Raw genomic sequence first — 21,916 nt, 5'->3', positions numbered from 1 at the left:
GAAAAAAAGCGCCCCCGTTTGACTATCGGCCGAAAATACTCTATAATAGAAGTAATTATTATTCTGAACACAGGAGATGTGCATTATGCTTCCCTTAGGCATTCAGCTTTATACGGTCCGCGATTATATGAAGGACGACTTTTACGGCACCATCAAAAAGGTAGCCGACATAGGCTACAAGGGCGTGGAATTTGCCGGCTTTTTCGATCATGATCCCGTGGAGATCCGCAAGTTCCTGGACGACAACGGACTCGTCTGTCATTCGTCTCACGATCCCTTCCCCGACAAGGACAACGCAAACATGCTCATAGACCGGCTCTCCATACTGGGGGGCAAGCGCTCCATATCCGGCGTAGGCCCCGGAGCGGTGGACACCGAAGACAAGGCCAAGGCCACCATCGAGCAATTCGCCGCAGCCGCCGAGCTCTTCAAGGGCTCCGACATCCGCTTTGCCGTCCACAACCACTGGTGGGAATTCTATTATTCCTACAACGGCAAGACCTTCTTCGACATGCTCTGCGAGCAGGTCCCCGGCATAGAGAGCCAGCTGGACGTGCTCTGGTGCGCCGTGGGCAACTCTGACCCGGTGGAGGTGATAGGCAAGCACCCCAAAAACATCACCATGCTCCACTGCAAGGACGGCAATTTCGGCCGCCCCTGGAAGCCCAACGACCCCATCACCCAGACAGCCGCCGGCTTAGGCAGCGTGGGCATGGACAAGGTGATCAAAGCCGGCGAAGCCCACTGCGCCGAATGGGCAGTGGTGGAGCTGGACTACTATGAAGGAGAGATGTGGGACGCCGTGGCCGACAGCCACAAGTATCTCACCGAGCAAAAGCTCTGCCTGGGCAAATAAGAGACCAAAAGCTATCCCCCGTTTGCGATACGCAAACGGGGGATCTGTTGTGTCGGGGGATCAGTCCATACCCTTCTTGTCCTTGTCGGTCAGGGCCAGAGGCATCAGCACGTGCAAAAAGTTGTCGTTCTTGCTCTCCTTGAGCACAAAGGCCATGTCGTTGCCGTTGAGCCTGATCTCTATGGTATCCGTTTCCATGATGGACACGGCTTCCCTGGCGTAGTGGATATTCACGCCGAACTCCACACTATCGCCGTCCGTCTCTATATCCACCACAGCCTTTGCCTTGATAGAGCCGTCAAGGGACTGGCTGAACAGGGTCAGCTCTCCGTCGGAGGCCTTCAGGAAGCAGATGTAGCTGTTGGTCCTGGAAGCCACTTCCATAGAATCCATAGCGGCCAGCAGAGAGTCCCGGGGGACCGTGATGACGGTCTTGCAGTCCGCAGGCACAGCCCTGTTGACGTCGGGATATTTCAGATCGATGAGACCGCCGCTGTATTCGGACACCATGGATTCCACGGATACGGACTTTTTGCTGAAATACAGATTCACCGAGGGCTTGTTGTCGTCTATGAGTCCGGAGATCATATCGGCCACATAGACGGGGACCACCGCATCCACCTCCTGATTCTTCTCTATCACCGGGCAGGAGTAGATGGACAGTCTGTGGTTGTCCGTGGCGATGAGCTTCAGGGTCATATCCACGGTCATCATGTGGATGCCCTTCAAAAACTCTCTGGTGCCGTTTTTGTCGTCCGCCGCAAACTTGGTGCAGGCGATAGCTTTTTTCAGGTCGGCGGGCGCTACGGTGACGTAGTTCTCCTTGCTGATCTCGTCCAGCTGGGGATACTGCTCGGGCTTATTCTGGTTGGACAGCTGAAAGGTGACCTTGTCGCCGGTGATCACAGCTTCCTGAGTGTCCTCGTTGTAGGAGAACACCATCTTCTCCGACCTGAGCTTGCTCAGGATATCCAGCAGCAGCTGGCCTTCCACCAGAGCGGCGCCTTCGCCCGTCACCTCGGCTTCCAGCTCGCTCACAGTAAAGGATGCAAAGTCGGTCCCCCGCAGCACCACCGTATTGGCTTCGGTCTTGATATAAACGCGCGTCAGGATGTCCAGAGCCGTCTTTTTGGCTATGACTTTGGTGATATTACCCACTGCGTTTTGCAGATCCTTGACAGAACACTTGAATTCCATAAATTACTCCTTATTTAATATTGATTTTCGTAAATTGGTTTTGAGCGATGAAGGAGATGACCTTGTCCCTCATCTCTTCATCTATCCTGCCCGCCGCGGCCAGATGGCCGACTATCTCGGACAGGGTGCCCAGAGAATGCAGCTCATAGCCGGCTTCGCCCAGGAGTCTCTTGCCTCCCTGCTCCCTGTCTATGATGACCAGTATGTCCCGCACCTCGAGACCCGCTTCCCTGAAGGGGATGACAGCCTCTATCTTGCTGGCTCCGTCCGTGACTATGTCGTCTATGATCAGCACTCTGTCTCCCTGAGAATAATGGCCTTCAATGAGCTTTTTGGTGCCGTAGGTCTTGGCCTCCTTGCGGGAATAGATGAGAGGTATGTTGCCGCATATGGACGCGGCCACCCCTATGGGCAGACCCGCGTAGGGTATGGCTCCGATAAGGTCGCAGCCCAGCTTGCCCGCTTCCTCCGCCAGCACTCCGCCTATGGTGTTCAAAAGAGGCGGATCGGAGATCAGCACTCTGAAATCTATATACACCGGAGACTTGATACCGCTTTTAAGGGTAAAATCTCCGAAGCGGACGCATCCTGCCTCATATATCAGCTCGTAAAACTTTCCTTTATCCATCAGGCTTCTCTCCTGTATACTATATTTCCCTTGGCCACGGTCAGCATCACTGCGCCCCGGACCTTCCTGCCTCCAAAGGGAGTATTCCTGCTCTTTGACTTCATCCGGGACGGATCGATCACGTATTCATATTCCGTGTCCAGCACGCACAGGTCAGCCAGCTGCTGCCCGCCAAAGGAGCCCTGAGACGAGCCTATCACCCGGGCGGGAGCCGCGCAGTATCTGTCCACTATATCGGAGATGCTCATGCCGTGCCTGTGGTGCAGCTCATCGAGACAGAGGGACACGGCTGTCTCCAGTCCGGTCATGCCGGACAGAGCATTGTCGAACTCTGTGTCCTTTTCCTCTATGGCGTGAGGAGCGTGGTCGGTGGCTATGACGTCTATGGTGCCGTCCATGACTGCCCGGATAAGGGCTTGCCTGTCCTCCTCCGTCCTCAGAGGAGGGTTGACCCGGGCATTGGTATCATAGCCCATGAGGGCCTCGTCCGTCAGGGTCAGATACTGGGGGCAGGTCTCCGCTGTGATCGGGGCTCCGCGGCGCTTGGCATCTCTGATGATGTCCGCCCCGCCCCGGGTGGTCACGTGCTGAAAATGCACTCTGCAGCCCGTGAGCATGGACAGCAGGGCGTTGCGGAAGATCATAATCTCCTCCGCTTCCCTGGGCCAGGGTCTCAGGCCCAGGAGGGAGCTGACGTAGCCCTCGTTGGCTGTGGCGTCGGAGGTCAGGCTCTTGTCCTCCGAATGGACCAGCACCGGCAGACCAAAGGTAGCGGCGTATTCCATGATCCTTCTCATAAAGCCCGCATCCTGCACGGGAAAAGCATCGTCGCTGACGCAGCACGCCCCGGCCTCGGCCATCTCGCCCATCTCGGACAGTATCTCGTTGGCGTTGCCTTTGGACACGGAGCCGGCGCACAGCACGTTGACCGCAGCGCTCCTGCCCTTCTCCAGCACGTATCTTACCACGGCCTTGTTGTCGGGAGCAGGCTTAGTATTGGGCATGCCCACTATGGTGGTGACGCCTCCGGCGGCAGCCGCACAGGCTGCCGAATACACGTCTTCCTTGTATTCGTAGCCGGGATCCCGCATATGGACGTGAATATCCACAAAGCCCGGCGTCACGTATTTGCCGGAGCAGTCGATCACCTCGTCAAAGGAGGCTCCTTTGATATCCAGCGCAGGTCTTTCGTCTATGACCGCTATATCGGCGGGCCCGTTGATGCCGTCGGCGGGGCTCACCAGCGTTCCGCCCTTGAAAAGAATATTCATATACACCCCTTATTCCTGATGTCCCAGCAGCAGATACAGTATAGCCATCCTGACAGCCACGCCGTTGGTGACCTGTCTGACTATGATGCTCCTGGAGCTGTCGGCCACCTCGGACGATATTTCTACTCCCCTGTTGATGGGAGCCGGATGCATGACCACCGCCTTGGGCGCGTAGTCCTCCAATATACCGGAGTCCAGACCATAAAAGTAGTTGTATTCCCTGGTGCCGCTGAAAAAGCCCGAATGCATACGCTCGGTCTGCACTCTCAGCATATTGATCACGTCCGCTCCCCGGACAGCCTCTTTCAGGTCCGTGTAGATCTCGCAGGGGAAACGCTTCAGCTCTGCCGGTATCAGGGTCTCGGGAGCGCATACCCGCACCCTGGCGCCCATCTTGGCAAGGCCCCATATATCGGACCGGGCCACACGGGAGTGATATATGTCTCCCACGATCACCACCGTCAGGCCTTCGATGACGCCCATCCTTTCCCTGATGCTCAGCAGGTCCAGCAGGCCCTGGGTGGGATGAGCGTGCATGCCGTCGCCGGCGTTGACTATGTGGCTCTTCACTATCTTTGTGGCGTAATAGGGGCTGCCGGAGATGCTGTGGCGTATGATAAACATATCCACCCCCATGGCTTCCAGGGTAAGAAGGGTATCCTTGAAGGACTCCCCCTTGTTGAGGCTGCTGCCCACCTTGGATATGGAGGTCACGTCTGCGGAAAGCATTTTGGCCGCTATCTCAAAGCTGCACTTGGTCCGTGTGGAATTTTCTATAAAAAAAGTACAGATGGACTTGCCTCTCAGGATGGGGACCTTTTTTACGGGCCTGTCCAGTATCTCCTTCTGGCCCTCGGCGGTGTCCAGTATCAGCTCTATATCCTCCCTGGGCAGGGATTGCAGATCAAGAATATGCTTTGAAGACAGTGACATAAGCGTTCCCTTTTATCAATCCTTTATAATATACACCGAATCAGGTCCTTCTTCTTCCGTCCAGACCACCTCCACCTGCTCTGCCTTGGAGGTGGGGATCCGTCGGCCGATAAAGTCCGCCTGGATAGGCAGCTCCCGGTGGCCTCTGTCCACCATCACGGCCAGCTGTATGGCGGCTGGGCGGCCCATGTCAAATATGGCTTCGATGGCAGCCCTGAAGGAGCGCCCGGTAAACAGCACGTCGTCCACTATGATGATGATCTTCCCGTCCACCGAAAAGGGTATGTGGGAAGGGCCTATGGTCTTCGCCGTCCGGGTCCCGTAGTCGTCACGATACATGGCTATGTTGATAGAGCCCTGCTTGATGGTGGTATTCTCGATGCGGTTTATCTGCTCCGCCAGTCGGTTGGCCATAAACACGCCCTTTTTCTGGATACCCAGCAACGCTATCTCGCCGGAGCCCCTGTTTTTTTCCAGGATCTCGTAGCTCATTCTGCAGATACAGCGGCGGAAGTCGTCGCTGTCCATTACAAGCTTTTTCTCAGACATAGTTCACCTACTGCTTGCCGAAATGGCGTTCCAGAAAAGCGGGTATATGAGCCATCAGAAAGTCTCCGGGCAATATGTGCCAGGAGCCGGGGCAGATATATATCTCGCTTTTGGCGCCGGCAGCCTTCATTTTGTTGTGAAACAGCTCGCCCTGAGCGGCGTAGACCAGATCGTCGCTGCCGCCGTAGAGCAGCAGATGAGGCGCCGAGTCACGGGTCACGTAGTTGATGGGGCTGGATCTGGGCACCCAATAATCCCAGCCCTCCTTGGTGCCGTCAAAGAGCCAGTGAAAGCCGTCGTCCCGGAGAGCCACTCTGCCCGTAAGAGGCAGGAAGAACTCCATGTCCTCCGGCCCCACGTTGCTGATGACCAGGTTGACCCGGGAAGAATACTTTTGATTGGGGCCCTTGCCCTCGAAGACTCCGTCCGGGAGCACTCCCAGCAGGCTGGCCAGATGTCCGCCGGCAGAGCCGCCGTAGGACACTATCCTGCGGGGGTCGATGTTGTATTTTTTGGCGTTGGCCCTGATGTGCCGCACGGCGCTCTTGCAGTCCTCTATCTGGGCGGGGAAGGGATGCTTCGGGGCCAGCCTGTAGGTGATGCCGAAGACGGTGTAGCCCATATCCAGCAGCGGAGCGCCCAGCCAATTGCTGTCCTCGATGCCGCCGCCGGCCCAGCCGCCTCCGTGGATGGCCACGCAGCAGGGCTTGTTTTTCCTGCCGTCGTCCAGAGTCTTCATGTCCATGATGAGGTCCACGTCGTCCTGACGGTCAAAGACGATGCCCTTTTCCTCTATGTACTTTTTGTCCTGAGCCTGACAAATACCTGCCGCCAGGACCATCACCAATACCAACAACAATATTCTCATTTCACTTCTCCGAAAAACTTGCTCAAAAACGGCCAGATATATTGCATCCTGAATTCCGGGGGCAGCCCGTGTCCCGACTCGGGACTGACGTGCATCTCGGCATAGACCCCGGCCTGCCTCAATTTGTTGTAAAACAGCTCGCCCTGGGCCGGGTACACCAGGTCGTCCCTGCCGCCGTAGAGCAGCAGATGCGGCGCCGAACGCCGGCTGACGTAGCTCGAGGGGCTGGCCTTTGCTGTCCAGTAGGACAGGTCCTTCCCGGACAGGTCAAACAGATAGCCATAGACGCCGGTCAGAGCGCTGCCCGGGACCCGGGCAAAGAATCCCATATCCTCCGGTCCCAGACTGTTGATGACCAGATCGGCCCGGGAGGAATACTTTTGATAGGGGCCCTTGCCCTCATAGACTCCCTCCGGGAGCACTCCCAGCAGACTGGCCAGATGTCCTCCCGCAGAGCTGCCGTAGGCCACTATCCTGCGGGGGTCGATGTTGTATTTTTTGGCGTTGGCCCTGATGAACCTGACGGCGCATTTGCAGTCCTCTATCTGGGCCGGGAACCTATGGTCCGGAGCCAGCCTGTAGGTGATGCCAAACACGGTGTAGCCCATATCTGCCAAAGGGGCTCCCAGCCAGTCGCTGGCTTCCACGGTGCCTTCGCTCCATCCGCCTCCGTGGATGGCCACGCAGCAGGGCTTGCGCTTTTTGCCGTCGTCCCTGGTCTTCATGTCCATCACCAGGGTCACTCCGTCCCGCACGTCATATACGATGCCCTTTTCCTCTGTATAGCCGGGCTCGGCCCCGACGGCAAGGGACAGCAGGGACAGCGCGCAGAAGGCTGCGCACAACAGAGAGAGCCTGAGGGCAGACATGCCTCTACTCCACTATCTCGTCCTCAAAGGCGTTCTTGCGTATCTGCTCCACCTCTTCTTCGGACACGGCTCTCTCGAAGCTGCGGAAGCCCGCCATCTCAAAGCCGTGCTTCGTGGCCAGCTCGCTGATCTCATTGACCTTTTCCACGGAGATATCCCGGCCGGTGGTATAGCTTTCGTAACGCTTTTCCAGAGCCAGGATCATGGTCTCGCTCATGCAGGCGTAGGCAGTCCCCTTGGGGAAGCCAAAGTCAAAGTGAAAGTCCACTTCGCCGGGCACCTTGACTACGCCGCCCTCGATGACCAGCACGTCGTCTCTTTCCTCAGCCACCTTGACGGACACGTCTCTGGGACGGGCCACGTCGCAGACCACTGCGCCGGGCTTCAGATAGGAGGGCATGATGATGGCGTCCACGGAGCTGGACACGGCCACCACTATATCCGCATCGGCTATGCCGTTCTGCACGTCGGCAGATATACGGGCCGGGGTATGCTTTATCTCGCTCATGGCGGCTTCCAGCCTGTCCAGATCCCTGCCCACCAGAGTGATGCGGGCGCATTTGCCGTCATACATCTTGGTGCAGGTCTTGCCTATGGAGCCGGTGGCGCCTACTATGGATATCTTGGCGTTCTCCGGGTCCACTCCCATGATGCGCCCTGCCCTCATGGAGCCTTCGATGGCGGTGGCTATGGTGTAGCTGTTGCCGGAGGTGACCGCAATGTTGGCCCGCTCCGACAGGGTCTTGCCGGCGTCCCCCACCACGGAGGTAAAGGCTCCCAGCCCGACTATCTTTGCTCCCTTCTTTTCGGCGATATCGATGCACTCCATGATCTTTTTGTAGCACACCTCCACAGGCATTTCCATGAACTGCTTAGAGGAGAGAGGACAGCCGATAAACCAGCCCTCCGCCTCGGTGCCGTCCTTGGAACGGATGCCCGTTATATGGGACACGTCCACAGGCTTCATGTTGCGCATCACCAGCTCCAGAAAGCTTTCGGGCAGCAGGTTCGCCGCCGGGAACTTGCGGGCTATATCCTTTTTGGCAGTGATGGGGTGTATGATAAATGCAAAGTTTTCCACAGGCTCTATCCTTTGTCGTTTCTGTTATATACTATGGAGGGCTTCCAGCCGATACGGTCCAGGACCACGGTCAGCTCCTCTTCGGTGGCGGAGTATATGCTCTTGCCCAGCAGCACTGTGATGATGCCCTCCAGCACGTTGGTGCCGAAGTTGCGTCCGCACAGTCTGGGAGTGGAGCTGATGATCAGCCTGACACCTCTCTCCTCCAGGTCCTTCGCGTCCTCGGAAGTGAGGGTGTTGGTCAAGATCACCTTGTCCTCAAGGGCGCCGGACTCTGCCGGCGGCAGATGCTTTTTGATAAAGAGATAATCGCCGGCTATCACGTCGGCCCAGGCGTATTTGTCAGTGTATCTGGGCACTATCTCCGTCTGGCTCTTGCCGGTGGGATACAGCATGGAAAAGGGCAGCCGGGTGTAGATGGGAAGCAGGAGCCCGGCCACGGTCCTGATGGCGCCGTAGCTGTATATGGGCGCGTTGAGCCCCAGGGCAAACATCACGTCGCCGAACAAAAAGCTGCCGGGACGGGCATATTCCCTGATGGCTTCAGCCATCCCAAAGCGGTCCAGAGAGCACACCATCATCACCTTCGACGAGCCAAAGTCCACTATCCCGTGGGACTGCAGATACTCCACGGTCCTGCGCTCCAGGGTATTCTTGACTCCGCTGCCGTCCACCACGGGGGTCTTTTTTACCACCGAGGCCAGCCGCGCAGCGTCCCTGATAGTGTACCTTTTGCCGCCGATGCACAGATACAGATCTATGCCTCCCAGCCCCAGAGCATCTGCTTGTCCGTCCAGCTCGGCCAGCTTGGCCGCAAAGGCCTTCATATCGCCGTCCACGCCGATCCGGGAAATGGAAAACTCTTCTCCGGCCAGCTCAGCGCTGCAGGTCTTGTTTCTCGTAGAAGACCCCAGACTGACCGACACCACCTGCTTCATTTAATATATCCTCTATCTCTTCCGTTGACTTGGTCTGCATTATCGCATTTCGCAGCTTGGCCGAGTTGTCAAAGCCCTTGATATAATGGACTATGTTGCCCCTCATTTCCTTGGCCGCCCGTCTGTCGCCGTGGATGTCTCTCAGTATCCTGTTGTGGATGCGGGCGATCTGCAATATCTCCCCTGCCGAGAGAGGGGCCGGCATGACGCCTGTCCCGGCGTATCGCATCAGGTCTCTGAATATCCAGGGGCTGCCCATGGCGGCCCTGCCTATCATGACTCCCTGACAGCCGGTCACGGACAGGATCCTTTCCAGTCCGGGGCCGTCGGACACGTCGCCGTTGGCTATGAGAGGCACCCGGTCCGGCAGCACTTCCCTGACCCGGGCTATCATATCCCAGTCGGCGCGCCCGGAATAGTTTTGCCTGGCGTATCGGCCGTGGACCGTCAGGGCGTCCACCCCGCAGTCCGCCGCTATGCGGGCAAACTCAAACACCGTCGGCTCTCCTTCGTACCAGCCCAGACGGGTCTTCACGGTGAGAGGCACCCGGCAGACGCTTCTCACGTGACGGATGATGGCTCTCGCCTTGGAGAGGTCCTTCAGTATGCTGGCTCCGGAGCCGCTTTTTGCCACCTTGGGCACGGGACATCCGAAGTTGACGTCTATGATGTCCGCCCCCTGCTCCTGGAGATACACTGCCGCGATGGCGCAGGTCTCGGGATCTCCTCCGAAGAGCTGACAGCTGACGGGCCGCTCCTCACAGGTCCAGTCCACCATGCCGGGAGTCTTGGGGTCCCTGTATCTGATGGCGTAGGCGCTGAACATCTCGCTGGACACCAGCCCCACGCCTCCCAGTCTCTTGCACAGGACCCTCAGAGCGTGATTGCTGACGCCCGCCATGGGAGCCAGCACCAGAGGCGTGGCAATATCCAGACCGCCTATGCTGAGAGACGGCAGCTTCATAAGCCCTTCACGTGCTTGTATATCAAAAAGAGTCCGTTGAGGGTGAGCTTGTCGTCTACGTGCTCTATGGTCTTCGCGTGCTCCGCTATGAGATAAGACTGTCCGCCGGTGGCGATGACCGCCGGCTTTTCAGGCAGCTCTTCGCAGATCTTGCCCACGATGGAATCCACCTGACCGGAATAGCCGTATATGATGCCCGACAGCAGAGCGCTTTCCGTGTCGGTGCCTATGGCCTTTTTGGGAGTGTCAAGAGAGATCTGAGTGAGCTTGGAAGCCTTGGCAAAGAGTGAGTCCAGAGATATCTGTATGCCGGGAGTGATGGCTCCTCCCAGATAGTCTCCGTTTTTGTCGATGACGTCAAAGGTATTGGCGGTCCCGAAGTCCACCACTATGGAATAACCGGGATAGTAGTGATGGGCCGCTGCCGCGTTGGCTATGCGGTCGGCGCCCACTCCGCCGGCGGGGCTGTAGGCGATACGGACGCCCGTGTCTATGTCGGCGGACAGCATGATGGGCTCGGAGATGCCGAAATGCTTTTTGGAAAAGCGCACGAGAGCCTCGTTCACAAAGGGCACCACGCTGGAAATGATAATGCCGTGGACAGCCGAAAAATCCACTCCCTTTCCCGACATGAGAGTCTTCAGCAAAGCGGCGTATTCATCGGCAGTCCTGAAGGGATGGGTATTGACGCGAAAATCGCATATATACCCCTCGGGACCGTATATCCCAAAGGTGATATTGGTATTGCCTACGTCTATTGCCAACAGCATTTATCTCTCCCAGGAAACGGATGCAGACACCTCCGCCTCCGCGCAATCTTTATATTATTATAGCATATTCGGGCGGTTTTTTTCAAGGAAAAAGGCTGCCCGGGCAGATTAGGGCATCGGCTCCGGACCCCTGTGAGGCCTCGGGTGACCCGCGCCTGTTTTCCCGAGGCGCATTGTATTTTGGACCGTCTTATGCTATAATAGGTCGTATCATACAAAGGACATTCATATTCGAGACATGGATATTCGCGTCATATATTCCCCTTCGGGCAGCAGGACCCCCGTGGACGCCTGCTCCCCTTCCGGCCCCATGATGGCCCAGATACTGTATACTCCCCATTGGTGCAAGCCGGTCTTCTGCGACGACCCCCGGGAAGTCCCTCCGTTCACTCAGGCTCTCCTGTGGCAGTCCGGAGACGAGTACTCTTTTCTCCTGCCTCTCTCCGTCTCCTGCTCCGCATGGCTGGAGGGCTCTCCCTCAGGGCTCCTGCTGGTGACGGAAGCATCCCCGGACCGCGATCCCCTTCCCTGCGCCATTGTGACCCGTGACAGAGACCCCTACGCCGCCATCCGGCAGGCCTTCCGCAAGGCTGCGGAGCTGGCAGGGATACCCACCCGGGAAGACAAAAGCCTTCCCGGGTTTGCCAAATACCTGGGCTGGTGCACCTGGGACGCCATGGAGATATGGGTGGACAGTCGGGGGATCACGGACAAGCTGCGGGAGTTCCGGGAGAAAAAGGTGCCTGTCCGCTGGATACTCATAGACGACATGTGGGCGGAAGTGGAGTGGACCGAGACCCTGGAGCCCTTCACCTGCCACGAAAAATCCTTTCCGGTGATGCATTCCTCCCGCCTGAGAGACCTGGAGGGGGATCCGGACAGATTTCCCGGGGGCATAGCCCGGTGCATAGAGCAGATAAAGCAAGAGGGCTATATGGCGGGGCTGTGGTTCCCGGTCACAGGCTACTGGGCGGGCCTTGCCGCCGGCTCTCCCGCCATGGAGGAGCTGGGAGCCTTTACCCGCCTCATCGGAGACAGGCGCCTGCCGGAGCTGGCGGACCCGGCGTCGGCGGAGGGCTTCTATTCCCGGATATGCAGCAGGCTCAGGGCTCACGGCGCGGATTTTATCAAGGCGGACAACCAGAGCTTCGTCCGCCATCAGATAAAGGACAGCCTCCCCGCTCCCGTCCTGTGCCGTCACCTGCACGCTGCTCTGGATCAGGCAGCGGACAAATACTTCGGAGGCGCCATCATCAACTGTATGGGCATGGCCAACGACAATATGTTTGCCCGCTCCAGCGCCATATGCCGTTCCTCCGGCGATTTTCAGCCTGAGAACAGAGAGTGGTTCCGCCGGCACCTGCTCCAGTGCTCCTTTGCGGGCCTCACTCAGGGCTCCCTCTTTTTCAACGATTGGGATATGTGGTGGACCGACGACGCTCAGGCGGTAAGAAACAGCGTAGCGAGAGCCGTCAGCGGCGGCCCAGTCTATGTCAGCGACCGCATAGGCCGCACCCGCCCGGAAATACTGGAGCCTCTGTGTCTGGAGGACGGCCGGCTGCTCATGTGCGATGAGCCGGCAGTCCCCGTGAGGAGCTGCCTTCTGACGCCTCCCGACCACCGGGCCTTCGGAGTATTCAGCCGGCAAAATGACGCCGTCTTCGTAGCCGCATTCAACCTGACGGACATGCCCTCCGCCCCCATCAGCATAGACCCGGCAGAATTCGGCATAGAGGGTCCCTGCGCCGTCTGCGAGCATTTCAGCGGAGCCCGATGGATAGGGCGGGGAGAATGTGAGGTAAAGGACTCGGCTCTCATAAAGCTTGTCCCCATCAGGAACGGCGCAGCCTGCCTTGGTATCATGGAAAAATATATCTCCACCGCGGCCGTGGAGACAAGGGGCAACCTGGTCGTTCCCCTCGCCTCCGGCACCCTGCTCACCTGCTCGGACGGAGCCTGGCGCGAAATAAAGGTCCGAAAAAACCAAGCGGTCAATATGCAGCAATAAGACGGGAGCAGATAGGTCAGTCAGCGAAACGAACAGGAGATATTACAGAGGATAAGCGTCACCGCCTGAGGAACGGCAAGGGCTGCAGATATCATTCTCTGCAAAAGAGAGGGTCTTTTGACAGACACGAGGCCTGTTTTACCGGCGGCAGGAGACGGCTGCTGTTTTGATCTCACAGAGAGACAGAAAAGCGCCGGACCACGGTCCGGCGTTTTTGCGCGTCAGCGCATGGTGGGCGAGGAGGGAGTCGAACCCTCACGGTATCACTACCGGTGGATTTTAAATCCACTGCGTCTGCCATTCCGCCACTTGCCCGCTATAATGTATTATATCACAAAGCCCGCTCCTTCTGCAACACGGGAAGCGTAGGCCCACGCCCGGCCGGACCCCTGCGGTCCGGTCCCTGGCTGCAGGAGCCTCGCCGGGATGAAAAAAAACCGGCGACCCAAGTCGCCGGAACACCGGAGGACTTACCTCCGTTTGTTTTCTTTGGCTATCTGCCTGAACTTGTTGCGCTTTTCTTTGAGGAACTCTCCCGGGTCCGAATTGTACCGGGATTCCTTGCCCAGCTTCATATAGCGCTCGTAGCGTTCTCTGGTAAGGGTCCCCTCCTCTATGGCCGCCAGCAAGGCGCAGCCGGGCTCCACCGTGTGGGTGCAATCCGGGAATCTGCACTGCCCTGCCAGGGCTTCCGCGTCGGCAAAGGTTTTGCCTATGCCTTCTTCGGCGTCAAACATGCCCAGCTCCCTCATGCCGGGAGTATCTATGACCATGGCTCCGCCGGGGAGCATGATGAGGCTTCTGGTGACGGTGGTATGCCGCCCGCGGGAATCGTCCTCTCTGATAGCCGAGGTTTTCATGACTTCTCTGCCGCAGAGAGTGTTCACCAGCGTGGACTTCCCCACTCCCGAAGAGCCCAGCAGCACTATGGTCTTGCCCTTGGCAAAGTACTTCCCTATGCCGTCAGTCCCTTCGCCCGTCACCGAGCTCAGGGCAAACACCTCCGTGCCGGGAGCTATTTGCCGCACCTGCTCCACGTAGGGCTGTGGGTCCGGCACCAGGTCGCTTTTGGTCAGGACCACCACCGGGATGCCTCCCGACTCCCAGGCCATGCTGAGATATCTTTCCAGCCTGGCCGGATTGAAGTCCCTGTTGAGGGACGCGGCGATGAGCACGTAGTCAAAGTTGGCTGCCACCGTCTGGCTTCCGGAGCGTCCGGCGTCGGAAACGGCAGCTCTCACGAACACGCTTTTCCGCGGGAGGGTCTCGCATATGAGGCTGTCGCCGGTCTCATTGTATTCCATGAGCACGAAGTCGCCGGTGGCGGGATACTCTCCGGAAGAGTAGTAGCACCCTCTTTTGAGTCTGGCGAAGCCTTCTCCTCTGTCTGATACCGTCCGGTATCTGTCCTTGTGAACGGCGACTATACGGGCCGCCGTCCTGTCGTCAATAATGTCTTCTGTAAAACCGTAATCCTTGATATTCATTTTATCCTCGCATCTTAAATAGTATGGTTTAAGAAACGAAGACTACCCTCTTTGGACAACGAATATTGATCACAAAGCCCTCCTTTTCCGGTATTGCCGGAGACAAAACGCCGCCGGCGCCTTTGCCGGCGAAAAAATAAACGGCCTTATGTATCAGCCGTTTACGTACAGATAAAACGCCACCGCGCACAAGACCACTGTCAGCAGGTAGATGATGAGCAGCACCTTTTTCACCGAGTTGCCGTGATCCAGGATGCGGTGATGGATGTGGCTGCGGTCTGCCTGGCCTATGTTCCTTTTTTCGGACACCCGCTTCAGCACCACGTAAGTAGTATCAAAGACCGGGATCCCCAGCACCAGGATAGGCGCCAGAATGCCGAATATAGTCACCTTGTAGGCGCCTATGACAGAGATCGCTGCCAGTATAAAGCCCAGATACTGGGAGCCCACCGTGCCCATAAACAATTTGGCCGGCGGAAAGTTGAACACCAGAAAGCCCAGGGACGCCCCCGCCGCCGAAGCGGAAAGAGGGATGACGAAGGGATTCAGGCTGCCTCTGGTGCAGAGAGCCATCAGGGTAAAGGTGGCGGTGGTGATAAAGGCAAAGCCTGCGCACAGGCCGTCCATGCCGTCTATGCAATCCACTGCTTTTGTGACCATCACGGTCCAGATGACCGTGGTGATCACTCCCACGTATGCGGGCAGGGCCACCAGAGAGGCGTGCTTCAGCCAGGGAGCGGACACGTAGCCCACGGTCACGTTGAAGGCCGAAAGCACCAGTCCTGCCAGGATCATCACAGCCAGCTGGATCCTGCCGGACAGCTCATATTTGTCGTCTATGACCCCGGACACGGCCACTATGGCGCCGCCGGCAAGGACGCCGGTGATCTGCCGCGCATAGAGAGAGCCGCTGGGATGCATCCCCGTAGCGTGGAAATAATATACAAATCCCAGCACGCTCAGGGTGACCCCGACAAACATACCTACTCCGCCCAACAGCGGAGTAGTATGCTCGTGAAGTCTTCTGCCGCCCGGGACCGCGACCACGCCGTGCTTCCTGGCCCATCTCCCCACCAGAGGAGTGATGATACAGGTCAGGATAAAGCCGGACGCCGCCGCTGCCAGGGCATAAGCGATATTGTTCATTTATTTGGTATAGACGGGGAAATCACTGGCCAGAGCGTCCACCTTTTCGCGGCACATATTCATCAGGTCGCCTACGGTGTACTGTTTGAGAGCGCAGCTGATGACCTCACCCAATACCTTCATTTCCTTTTCCTTCATTCCCCGGGTGGTGACGCAGGGAGTACCTATCCTGACGCCGCTGGAAACAAAGGGCTTTTCCTTGTCAAAGGGGATCTGATTCTTGTTGACTACTATGTTGATATCGTTCAGGATCTCCTGAGCCTGCTTTCCGGTGATACCGAGAGGAGTCACGTCGCACAGCATCAGATGGTTGTCGGTGCCTCCGGAGACCAGTCTCACGCCGCCCTCCTCCAGGCTCGCAGCCAGAGCTCTGGCGTTGGCGATGACCTGCTTCTGATACTCCTTGTATTCGGCGCTCATAGCTTCCCTGAAGCATACGGCCTTGGCCGCTATCACGTGCTCCAGAGGACCGCCCTGCAAGCCGGGGAACACGGCTCTGTCTATATCCTTGGCCAGATACTCCTTGCAGAGTATCATACCGCCTCTGGGACCCCGGAGGGTCTTGTGGGTGGTGGCAGTCACTATGTCGCAGTAAGGGATGGGCGAAGGATGGACGCCGGCTGCGATGAGACCGGCTATATGAGCCATGTCGCACATCAGCAGGGCTCCCACCTTGTCGGCAATGGCCCTGAAGCGCTCCCAATCCCACAGTCTGGGATACACGGTGGCTCCGGTGAGTATCAGCCGGGGCTTGCACTCCATGGATATACGCTCCACCTCGTCCATATTGATGACCTCGGTCTCTCTGTCCACTCCGTAGGGGACCGCATTGTAGAGAGTGCCGGAAAAGTTCACCTTGTGTCCGTGAGTCAGATGACCGCCCTGGTCGAGGCTCATGGCCATAAAGGTGTCGCCGGGCTTCATGACGGCGTAATAGGCTGCCATGTTGGCGGCGCTGCCGCAGTGAGGCTGCACGTTGGCGTGATCCGCGCCAAACAGCTCGCAGGCCCTCTGTATGGCCAGGGTCTCCGCCTCATCGATGAATTCGCAGCCGCCGTAATAGCGCTTGCCCGAATAGCCTTCGGCGTATTTGTTGGTCAGCACGCTCCCCTGAGCCTCCAGCTGAGCGCAGCTGGCATAGTTCTCGGAGGCGATCATCATGATCTTGTCGTTTTGTCTCTTGTATTCCTTTTGGATGATGGCGTATATTTCCGGATCCACCGCCGAAAGAGGGGCATTTATATCTTTTGACATATCCTTCTCCTAAGCCTTGTCCATAGCGTTTATCTTGTCCACGCGGACCTGATGCCTGCCGCCTTCTTCAAAGTCATGATTCAGGAACTCCACCGCTATATCTCTGGCCACGCCAAAGCCGATGACTCTCGCTCCCATGCATATCACGTTGGCGTTGTTGTGCTCGCGGCACATTTTGGCCATATACTGATCCGTACACAGAGCCGCTCTGATGCCCTTTGTCTTGTTTGCCACGATGCTGACTCCTATGCCCGTGCCGCAGATAATGATGCCTCTGTCATATTCGCCGCCGCTGACAGCCAGGGCCGCCTTCCGGGCGTATTCGGTATAGTCCACCGATTCCTCGGAACAGGTCCCCAGGTCCGTCACGTTGTAGCCCTGTTCGGTCAAATATTTGCGCACGTTTTCCTTCAGCAAAAAGCCGGCGTGATCACTGGCAATGCAGACCTTTAAGCTCTTTCCGTCCATAAATAACTTCTCCCAAATAAAACATACGTGTCAACAATGCGGCAGCTCTTGCCCGCGGGGACAAAACTGCCATCTATATTATACCAAAACAGGCGGGTGTGAGGCAAGTGCCGCTCTCTCCCTCAGAGGCCCCCTCCGGAGGCAAAGAATATGGATTATCCGGGGCCCCGCATATTTATTATTCTGCCCAAAAGTGTTATAATTAAGTTAGACAATACTTTATGGAGGATACCATGGCAGTAACCATAGACAAAGACAAGTGCGGCGGCTGCGGCGTTTGTACGGAAGAATGCCCCGTGCAGGCTCTCGAGGTCGTGGACGGCACCGTCACGGTCAAGGAAGACGAATGCATCGACTGCGGCGCTTGCACAAGCGTCTGCCCCTGCGAGGCTCTTTCACTCTGAGCCTGAGCTCAGAAAAAGCGGCAAATTCATACGAATTTGCCGCTCTCTTTTTATTGTCGGGACCCGGGGTCCGTCAGCATTATCTCCTTACGAACACCAGGATCAGGCTGATAGCGAAAAACGCCACCGCCGTATATTTGGTATAGGTCGCCAGCACCTCTTCCTTGCCCATCTTGCCCTTGTAAGGACTGTCGGAAGTCTGAGCGCCCAGCGCAGACAGACCGTCGCTCTTGGGAGTCTGCATCATAATGAGTACAAACAAAACCACCGCAGCGATGACCTGCAGAATAATAAGAACATTTATCATTTATATGACCCCACAAACTTGTTACCTATAATATTATACACCTATCCGCTCCGTATGTCAAGCGTCTATCTGGTCTTGCGGTCAAATATAGCCTTTATACGGTCCATATCGAACTTTTGCTTGCGGTCGTAGGTGTAGATGCCGTTTTTCTCCAGCTCCACGTCCGTCAGCTGGGTATAGCAAAAGCCCGCTATGGCAGGATTGTCAAATATGGCCTTGGTCAGGGCGTCTATGCGGGCATAGACCTCTTCGATGGTCTTGCACCTTTCGCCGTAGCCCCAGTTTTCCTTTTTGCCAGGGTCGTGCTCCCACCAGGTGCCTCCGTATTCGTCTATCACAAAGGGCTGCCCCTTGTAGCCCTGGGTGGGTATGTGTTTGGGCATATGCTCGTAGTCGCCGCCCGGCTTTATGTCGGCGTAGAAGGCGGCAAAGGAGGCTGCATCCTGATTGTAATCATGGACCGTGTATATATCCGTTGCCACGTGCACGTAGCCGCTGGTATCATTGACGGGCCTTGAGGGATCCAGTCTCTTGGTCAGAGCGACGATGTCCGCCACATGCCTGTCGTGGAGCTTTCTGTGGGCGGCTGCTCCCCCGGCAGTCTCATTGAAGGGAGTCCAGGCGATGATGGAGGGGTGATTGACGTCTCTCGTGACCACTTCGGACCATTCGGCCATGTGATCGTAGAAGCTGTGATAGCTGTCGTAATTGATGCCCCAGTCATAGTATTCGCCCCACACCAGATAGCCCAGTCTGTCGGCGTGATAGAGATATCTCTCCTCAAACACCTTCTGGTGGAGCCTGGCTCCGTTGAAGCCGGCAGCGAGAGACATGCGGATGTCTCCCTCCAGAGCCTCATCGGAGGGCGCCGTCCATATGCCCTGGGGATAAAAGCCCTGATCCAGCACCAGACGCAGGAATATCTCCCGATTGTTCAGGAAGAACCTGTTGCCCTCTATGTGTATCTTTCTGAAGCCGAAATAGCTCTTCACCGAGTCGATCACATTGCCGTCGGCGTCCAGCAGCGCAAAAGCCGTGTCATACAAAAAAGGAGCTTCCGGGCACCACAGCGCCGGGTCCTCCATAGGCACGGTCACCGGCGAACCCGAAGCCGGGTATCTGCCGCAAAAGATCTCGCTGCCGTCCCGGGAGACGGAGACCTCGAAGAGCATGCCTCTTTCGGCGTCCCTGAACACGGGAGAAAAGGTCACCTGAGAGTTGTCAACGTCAGTGTCGGTCCTGACCCTTTCGATGTAGGCAGAGCCCCTGGCCTCCAGCCACACGGTCTGCCATATGCCGGTGGTCCTGGTGTAGATACAGCCGTAGGAAGCGTATCTGGTGCTCTGCTTGCCCATGGGCTGATAGCCGCCCCTGGAGTCGTCCCTGGCGCAGACGGTCACGGTGTTCCGCTTTTTGAGCAAATGGGTGATCTCAAAGCCAAAGGATGCGGCTCCGCCCACGTGGGTCCCGGCCAAAGCTCCGTTGATATACACCGAGCATTCGTAGTCCACGGCGCCGAAATTGATGAATATCCGTTTGCCCTGCCATTCCTCCGGCACGGTAAAGGTGCGGGAATACCATATGGCGGGGATAAAGTCCTTGTATTCCACTCCCGAGAGAGCGCTCTCGGGACAAAACGGCACGTTGATGGTGCCCTTCATGGCGGAGGTGTCCCGGGCCCAGCCCTGCTCTTCGCCGGAAAGCCCGAAGTCGAAGGCGTACTTCCATTTGCCGTTCAGATTCAGCCAGGTGTCTCTTTCAAACTGAGGTTTTGGGTGCTCTTTTCTTAGCATCTGTGTCTCCCGTAATAAAAAGGGGCTGCCACCAGCGGCGGCGCCCCTGATACAATGCATTATTCGTGCTGCATCTCGCCGACTTTGATGTCGATATCCGATCTGTTTTCGATCTTTTCCACGGCGCCGTCGCGTATCCAGACGATACGGTCGGAGATGTTGAGCATCTTCAGGTCGTGGGTAGCGGATATGATGGTGACTCCCTGCTCCTTGTTCATGGTCTTCAGGAGGTCGATGATCTCGGTACCTGTCTTGAGGTCCAGGTTGCCGGTAGGCTCGTCGGCCAGGATGATGGAAGGATTGTTGGCCAGGCTGCGGGCGATGGCAACTCTTTGCTGCTGACCGCCGGAAAGCTCCGTGGGTCTGTGGTGCAGTCTGTGGCCGAGGCCCACCTTGTTCAGGAGCTCGATGGCTCTCTCGATGCCTTCGTCCCTGGACATACCCGAAAAGATGGTGGGCAGGGTCACGTTTTCGAGAGCGGTCATCACGGGCAGCAGATTGAAGCTCTGGAATATGTAGCCGATGGTGCGGCATCTCAGATAAGCCAGCTCCTGAGCGTCGAGCTGAGCCATATCCACGTCATTGATGAACACGGTCCCGGTAGTAGGCTTGTCAAGGCCTCCCACCATGTTGAAAAACGTGGATTTGCCGGAGCCGGAAGGGCCCATGATCGAAATGTATTCGCCGGCGTATATATCCAGATCGATACCCTTAAGGGCCTGGAGCACGGTGTCTCCGGTGACGAATTCCTTGGTAACCCCGCGGGTCCTTACAACATAATCTCTTTGATTATCAGACATTTAAAAACCTCCACACGATTTGCCTGACAGTACAATCCTGTATATGAACAACGGATAGCTATCTACAACTTGATAATACTATATTTCACTTCTGAGGGCGATGGCGGCAGGCATGGTAGCTGCCTTTCTGGCCGGCGGAATGGATGCAAAGAAGGTCAGCACCAGACCGGCGGCTATAGCAAGCCCGAATATCTTGAGCACGTCTATGGGATTCATGGCAAAGACATAGTTCCAGCCTTTGTCGGCAGCGTTGGAGCATACGGAAATGATGAAGCCCAGCACAAAGCCTATGAAGGAGGCGGCTATACCCATGACGGCAGACTCGAGCACGAATATGGTCACGATAAAGCTGTCCAGAGCGCCAAGGCATTTCATGGTGCCTATCTCCTTAAAGCGCTCCGTGACGCTCATGAGCATACTGTTGGTGATACCCACGGCGCAGACCAGCAGCGACATGATGGCGAGCCAGATGTTTCTGTAGGTGGCGGTGATATCGGAGATCACTATGTAGTCGCCGGTCTCCACCAGCTTGTTGCCGTTGTAATTCCTCTTGTCTCTCTGGTCAACGTTCACAGAGTCGCGCTTGTTCTTGCCGCCCACCTCCAGGAGCTTGACTATCTTGATGTCGCGCTTGTCGGCGGTAGCCTCGTCCAGGCCGGAGGCTTCTTCGATGATGCCTTCCACGGTCTTGGCGTTCATCTCGCAGAACTCGGTGAGCTTTGCCTTGTCGATGTCTTTGTATATGGAGTATTTTACTCTCTGCCGTTCCCAAAACTTGATCTTAAGAGGCGTATTCTGGATCTCGGCGGCAAGCTGACTGGCCTTGAAGGATTTGGAGCCTTTTGGCAGGAGTATCTTGATTATTCCCTCGGGCACGCCGTTCTTCTGAGCGGTGCGCTTGTTGATGCTCACGTCCACCTCGGAGGTGTCATAAAACTTCTTGTCTATCTTCTCCAGGCCCTTCAACTCCTCGGTACGCATGTTGATCATATCCTTGGAATGATCGTACATGTATCTGCCGTTGTAGAGCTTGGTCAGGTCTATGTATCCCGATTCGTTGGTACAGTCCTTGATGACCTTTTCGGGAATGAGGCCGCTGTTTTGGACCATTTCCAGAGGAACGTCCTTGTAGGCTCCGTAAAAGCCGTTCTTGTTGATCTGGCCGTCGATCCTGACGTAGCCGTCCTCTATCCTGATGGGCTTGGGCCAATCCATGAGGGAATTGATAAACACCATAGTCAAAAATGCTATGCCCAGGGTCACGCCCGCAGCGGTGATCATAGACCGCCAGAAGCGCGTCTTCATGCCGCTCATGGTAATATCAA

22 protein-coding genes and 1 tRNA gene are annotated in these 21,916 nt (G+C 56.8%); 3 read left to right on the top strand and 20 right to left on the bottom strand.

What is annotated here, in order from left to right:
- Positions 1 to 85 precede the first annotated feature (85 nt).
- Complete coding sequence (locus tag IK083_08355) at positions 86 to 856, top strand: sugar phosphate isomerase/epimerase (GenBank protein MBR4749564.1); 771 nt, start codon at positions 86 to 88, stop codon at positions 854 to 856.
- Between the two features lie 60 nt (positions 857 to 916).
- Here the strand turns inward: IK083_08355 and dnaN are convergent, their stop codons facing one another.
- Genes dnaN through IK083_08300 form a run of 11 tightly spaced genes read right to left on the bottom strand, consistent with a single transcriptional unit; the run spans position 917 to position 10,924 of the window.
- Positions 917 to 2,053, bottom strand: coding sequence for a DNA polymerase III subunit beta (gene dnaN / locus IK083_08350; protein MBR4749563.1), 1,137 nt, complete (start codon positions 2,051 to 2,053; stop codon positions 917 to 919).
- A gap of 10 nt (positions 2,054 to 2,063) precedes the next feature.
- Entirely contained in the window at positions 2,064 to 2,681 is a 618-nt protein-coding gene (gene pyrE / locus IK083_08345; GenBank protein MBR4749562.1) for an orotate phosphoribosyltransferase, read from the bottom strand.
- Positions 2,681 to 3,952, bottom strand: a complete 1,272-nt coding sequence (locus IK083_08340; protein MBR4749561.1) for a dihydroorotase — start codon at positions 3,950 to 3,952, stop codon at positions 2,681 to 2,683. Before IK083_08340 ends, pyrE begins: the two co-directional genes overlap by 1 nt.
- Before the next feature lie 9 nt (positions 3,953 to 3,961).
- Positions 3,962 to 4,885 (bottom strand): aspartate carbamoyltransferase catalytic subunit, encoded by a 924-nt coding sequence (locus tag IK083_08335; GenBank protein MBR4749560.1) that lies wholly within the window; start codon positions 4,883 to 4,885, stop codon positions 3,962 to 3,964.
- A 15-nt stretch (positions 4,886 to 4,900) separates the two neighbouring features.
- Positions 4,901 to 5,434, bottom strand: a complete 534-nt coding sequence (gene pyrR / locus IK083_08330; GenBank protein MBR4749559.1) for a bifunctional pyr operon transcriptional regulator/uracil phosphoribosyltransferase PyrR — start codon at positions 5,432 to 5,434, stop codon at positions 4,901 to 4,903.
- 7 nt (positions 5,435 to 5,441) lie between these two features.
- Positions 5,442 to 6,302 (bottom strand): alpha/beta hydrolase, encoded by an 861-nt coding sequence (locus tag IK083_08325; protein MBR4749558.1) that lies wholly within the window; start codon positions 6,300 to 6,302, stop codon positions 5,442 to 5,444.
- Entirely contained in the window at positions 6,299 to 7,171 is an 873-nt protein-coding gene (locus tag IK083_08320; protein ID MBR4749557.1) for an alpha/beta hydrolase, read from the bottom strand. Before IK083_08320 ends, IK083_08325 begins: the two co-directional genes overlap by 4 nt.
- A 4-nt stretch (positions 7,172 to 7,175) precedes the next feature.
- Entirely contained in the window at positions 7,176 to 8,252 is a 1,077-nt protein-coding gene (locus tag IK083_08315) for a shikimate dehydrogenase (protein ID MBR4749556.1), read from the bottom strand.
- 5 nt (positions 8,253 to 8,257) lie between these two features.
- Positions 8,258 to 9,190 carry a quinate 5-dehydrogenase gene (locus tag IK083_08310; GenBank protein ID MBR4749555.1) on the bottom strand — a complete coding sequence of 311 codons (933 nt, stop codon included), beginning with the start codon at positions 9,188 to 9,190 and terminating at the stop codon, positions 8,258 to 8,260.
- Positions 9,129 to 10,154 carry a tRNA dihydrouridine synthase DusB gene (gene dusB / locus IK083_08305; protein ID MBR4749554.1) on the bottom strand — a complete coding sequence of 342 codons (1,026 nt, stop codon included), beginning with the start codon at positions 10,152 to 10,154 and terminating at the stop codon, positions 9,129 to 9,131. Before dusB ends, IK083_08310 begins: the two co-directional genes overlap by 62 nt.
- Positions 10,151 to 10,924, bottom strand: coding sequence for a type III pantothenate kinase (locus IK083_08300; GenBank protein ID MBR4749553.1), 774 nt, complete (start codon positions 10,922 to 10,924; stop codon positions 10,151 to 10,153). Before IK083_08300 ends, dusB begins: the two co-directional genes overlap by 4 nt.
- Before the next feature lie 238 nt (positions 10,925 to 11,162).
- Here IK083_08300 and IK083_08295 point away from each other — a divergent pair, with 238 nt between their 5' ends.
- Positions 11,163 to 12,932, top strand: coding sequence for a hypothetical protein (locus tag IK083_08295; GenBank protein ID MBR4749552.1), 1,770 nt, complete (start codon positions 11,163 to 11,165; stop codon positions 12,930 to 12,932).
- 229 nt (positions 12,933 to 13,161) lie between these two features.
- Here the strand turns inward: IK083_08295 and IK083_08290 are convergent.
- From IK083_08290 to rpiB, 5 genes are all read right to left on the bottom strand, one after another.
- Positions 13,162 to 13,247: transfer RNA gene (locus tag IK083_08290), tRNA-Leu, on the bottom strand.
- A 155-nt stretch (positions 13,248 to 13,402) separates the two neighbouring features.
- The gene (gene rsgA, locus IK083_08285; GenBank protein MBR4749551.1) at positions 13,403 to 14,419 is read right to left on the bottom strand and encodes a ribosome small subunit-dependent GTPase A; all 1,017 of its coding nucleotides are present in this window, start codon (positions 14,417 to 14,419) and stop codon (positions 13,403 to 13,405) included.
- Positions 14,420 to 14,572: 153 nt separating this feature from the next.
- Positions 14,573 to 15,565 (bottom strand): undecaprenyl/decaprenyl-phosphate alpha-N-acetylglucosaminyl 1-phosphate transferase, encoded by a 993-nt coding sequence (locus IK083_08280; GenBank protein ID MBR4749550.1) that lies wholly within the window; start codon positions 15,563 to 15,565, stop codon positions 14,573 to 14,575.
- Positions 15,566 to 16,819 carry a serine hydroxymethyltransferase gene (locus tag IK083_08275; protein MBR4749549.1) on the bottom strand — a complete coding sequence of 418 codons (1,254 nt, stop codon included), beginning with the start codon at positions 16,817 to 16,819 and terminating at the stop codon, positions 15,566 to 15,568.
- A 9-nt stretch (positions 16,820 to 16,828) separates the two neighbouring features.
- Positions 16,829 to 17,287: a ribose 5-phosphate isomerase B gene (gene rpiB, locus IK083_08270; GenBank protein MBR4749548.1), complete on the bottom strand. Its 459-nt coding sequence runs from the start codon at positions 17,285 to 17,287 to the stop codon at positions 16,829 to 16,831.
- A 233-nt stretch (positions 17,288 to 17,520) separates the two neighbouring features.
- Here rpiB and IK083_08265 point away from each other — a divergent pair, with 233 nt between their 5' ends.
- A complete protein-coding gene (locus IK083_08265) occupies positions 17,521 to 17,691 on the top strand; it encodes a 4Fe-4S binding protein (protein ID MBR4749547.1) in 171 nt (56 codons plus the stop codon).
- A 79-nt stretch (positions 17,692 to 17,770) separates the two neighbouring features.
- Here IK083_08265 and secG read toward each other — a convergent pair whose 3' ends face one another.
- From secG to IK083_08245, 4 genes are all read right to left on the bottom strand, one after another.
- Positions 17,771 to 17,998: a preprotein translocase subunit SecG gene (gene secG, locus IK083_08260; GenBank protein MBR4749546.1), complete on the bottom strand. Its 228-nt coding sequence runs from the start codon at positions 17,996 to 17,998 to the stop codon at positions 17,771 to 17,773.
- A 65-nt stretch (positions 17,999 to 18,063) separates the two neighbouring features.
- Entirely contained in the window at positions 18,064 to 19,851 is a 1,788-nt protein-coding gene (locus IK083_08255; protein ID MBR4749545.1) for a beta-glucuronidase, read from the bottom strand.
- Positions 19,851 to 20,591 carry an ABC transporter ATP-binding protein gene (locus IK083_08250; GenBank protein ID MBR4749544.1) on the bottom strand — a complete coding sequence of 247 codons (741 nt, stop codon included), beginning with the start codon at positions 20,589 to 20,591 and terminating at the stop codon, positions 19,851 to 19,853. The genes IK083_08255 and IK083_08250 overlap by 1 nt, the downstream gene beginning before the upstream one ends.
- Positions 20,592 to 20,669: 78 nt before the next feature.
- Positions 20,670 to 21,290, bottom strand: a complete 621-nt coding sequence (locus IK083_08245; protein ID MBR4749543.1) for an FtsX-like permease family protein — start codon at positions 21,288 to 21,290, stop codon at positions 20,670 to 20,672.
- Positions 21,291 to 21,916: the final 626 nt, after the last annotated feature.

It is taken from the genome of Abditibacteriota bacterium (assembly GCA_017552965.1).
In the GTDB taxonomy this organism is placed as follows: Bacteria; Armatimonadota; UBA5829; order UBA5829; family UBA5829; genus RGIG7931.
The sequence above is the reverse complement of the archived record's forward strand: the minus strand, read 5'-3'. Positions and strand labels throughout refer to the sequence as shown.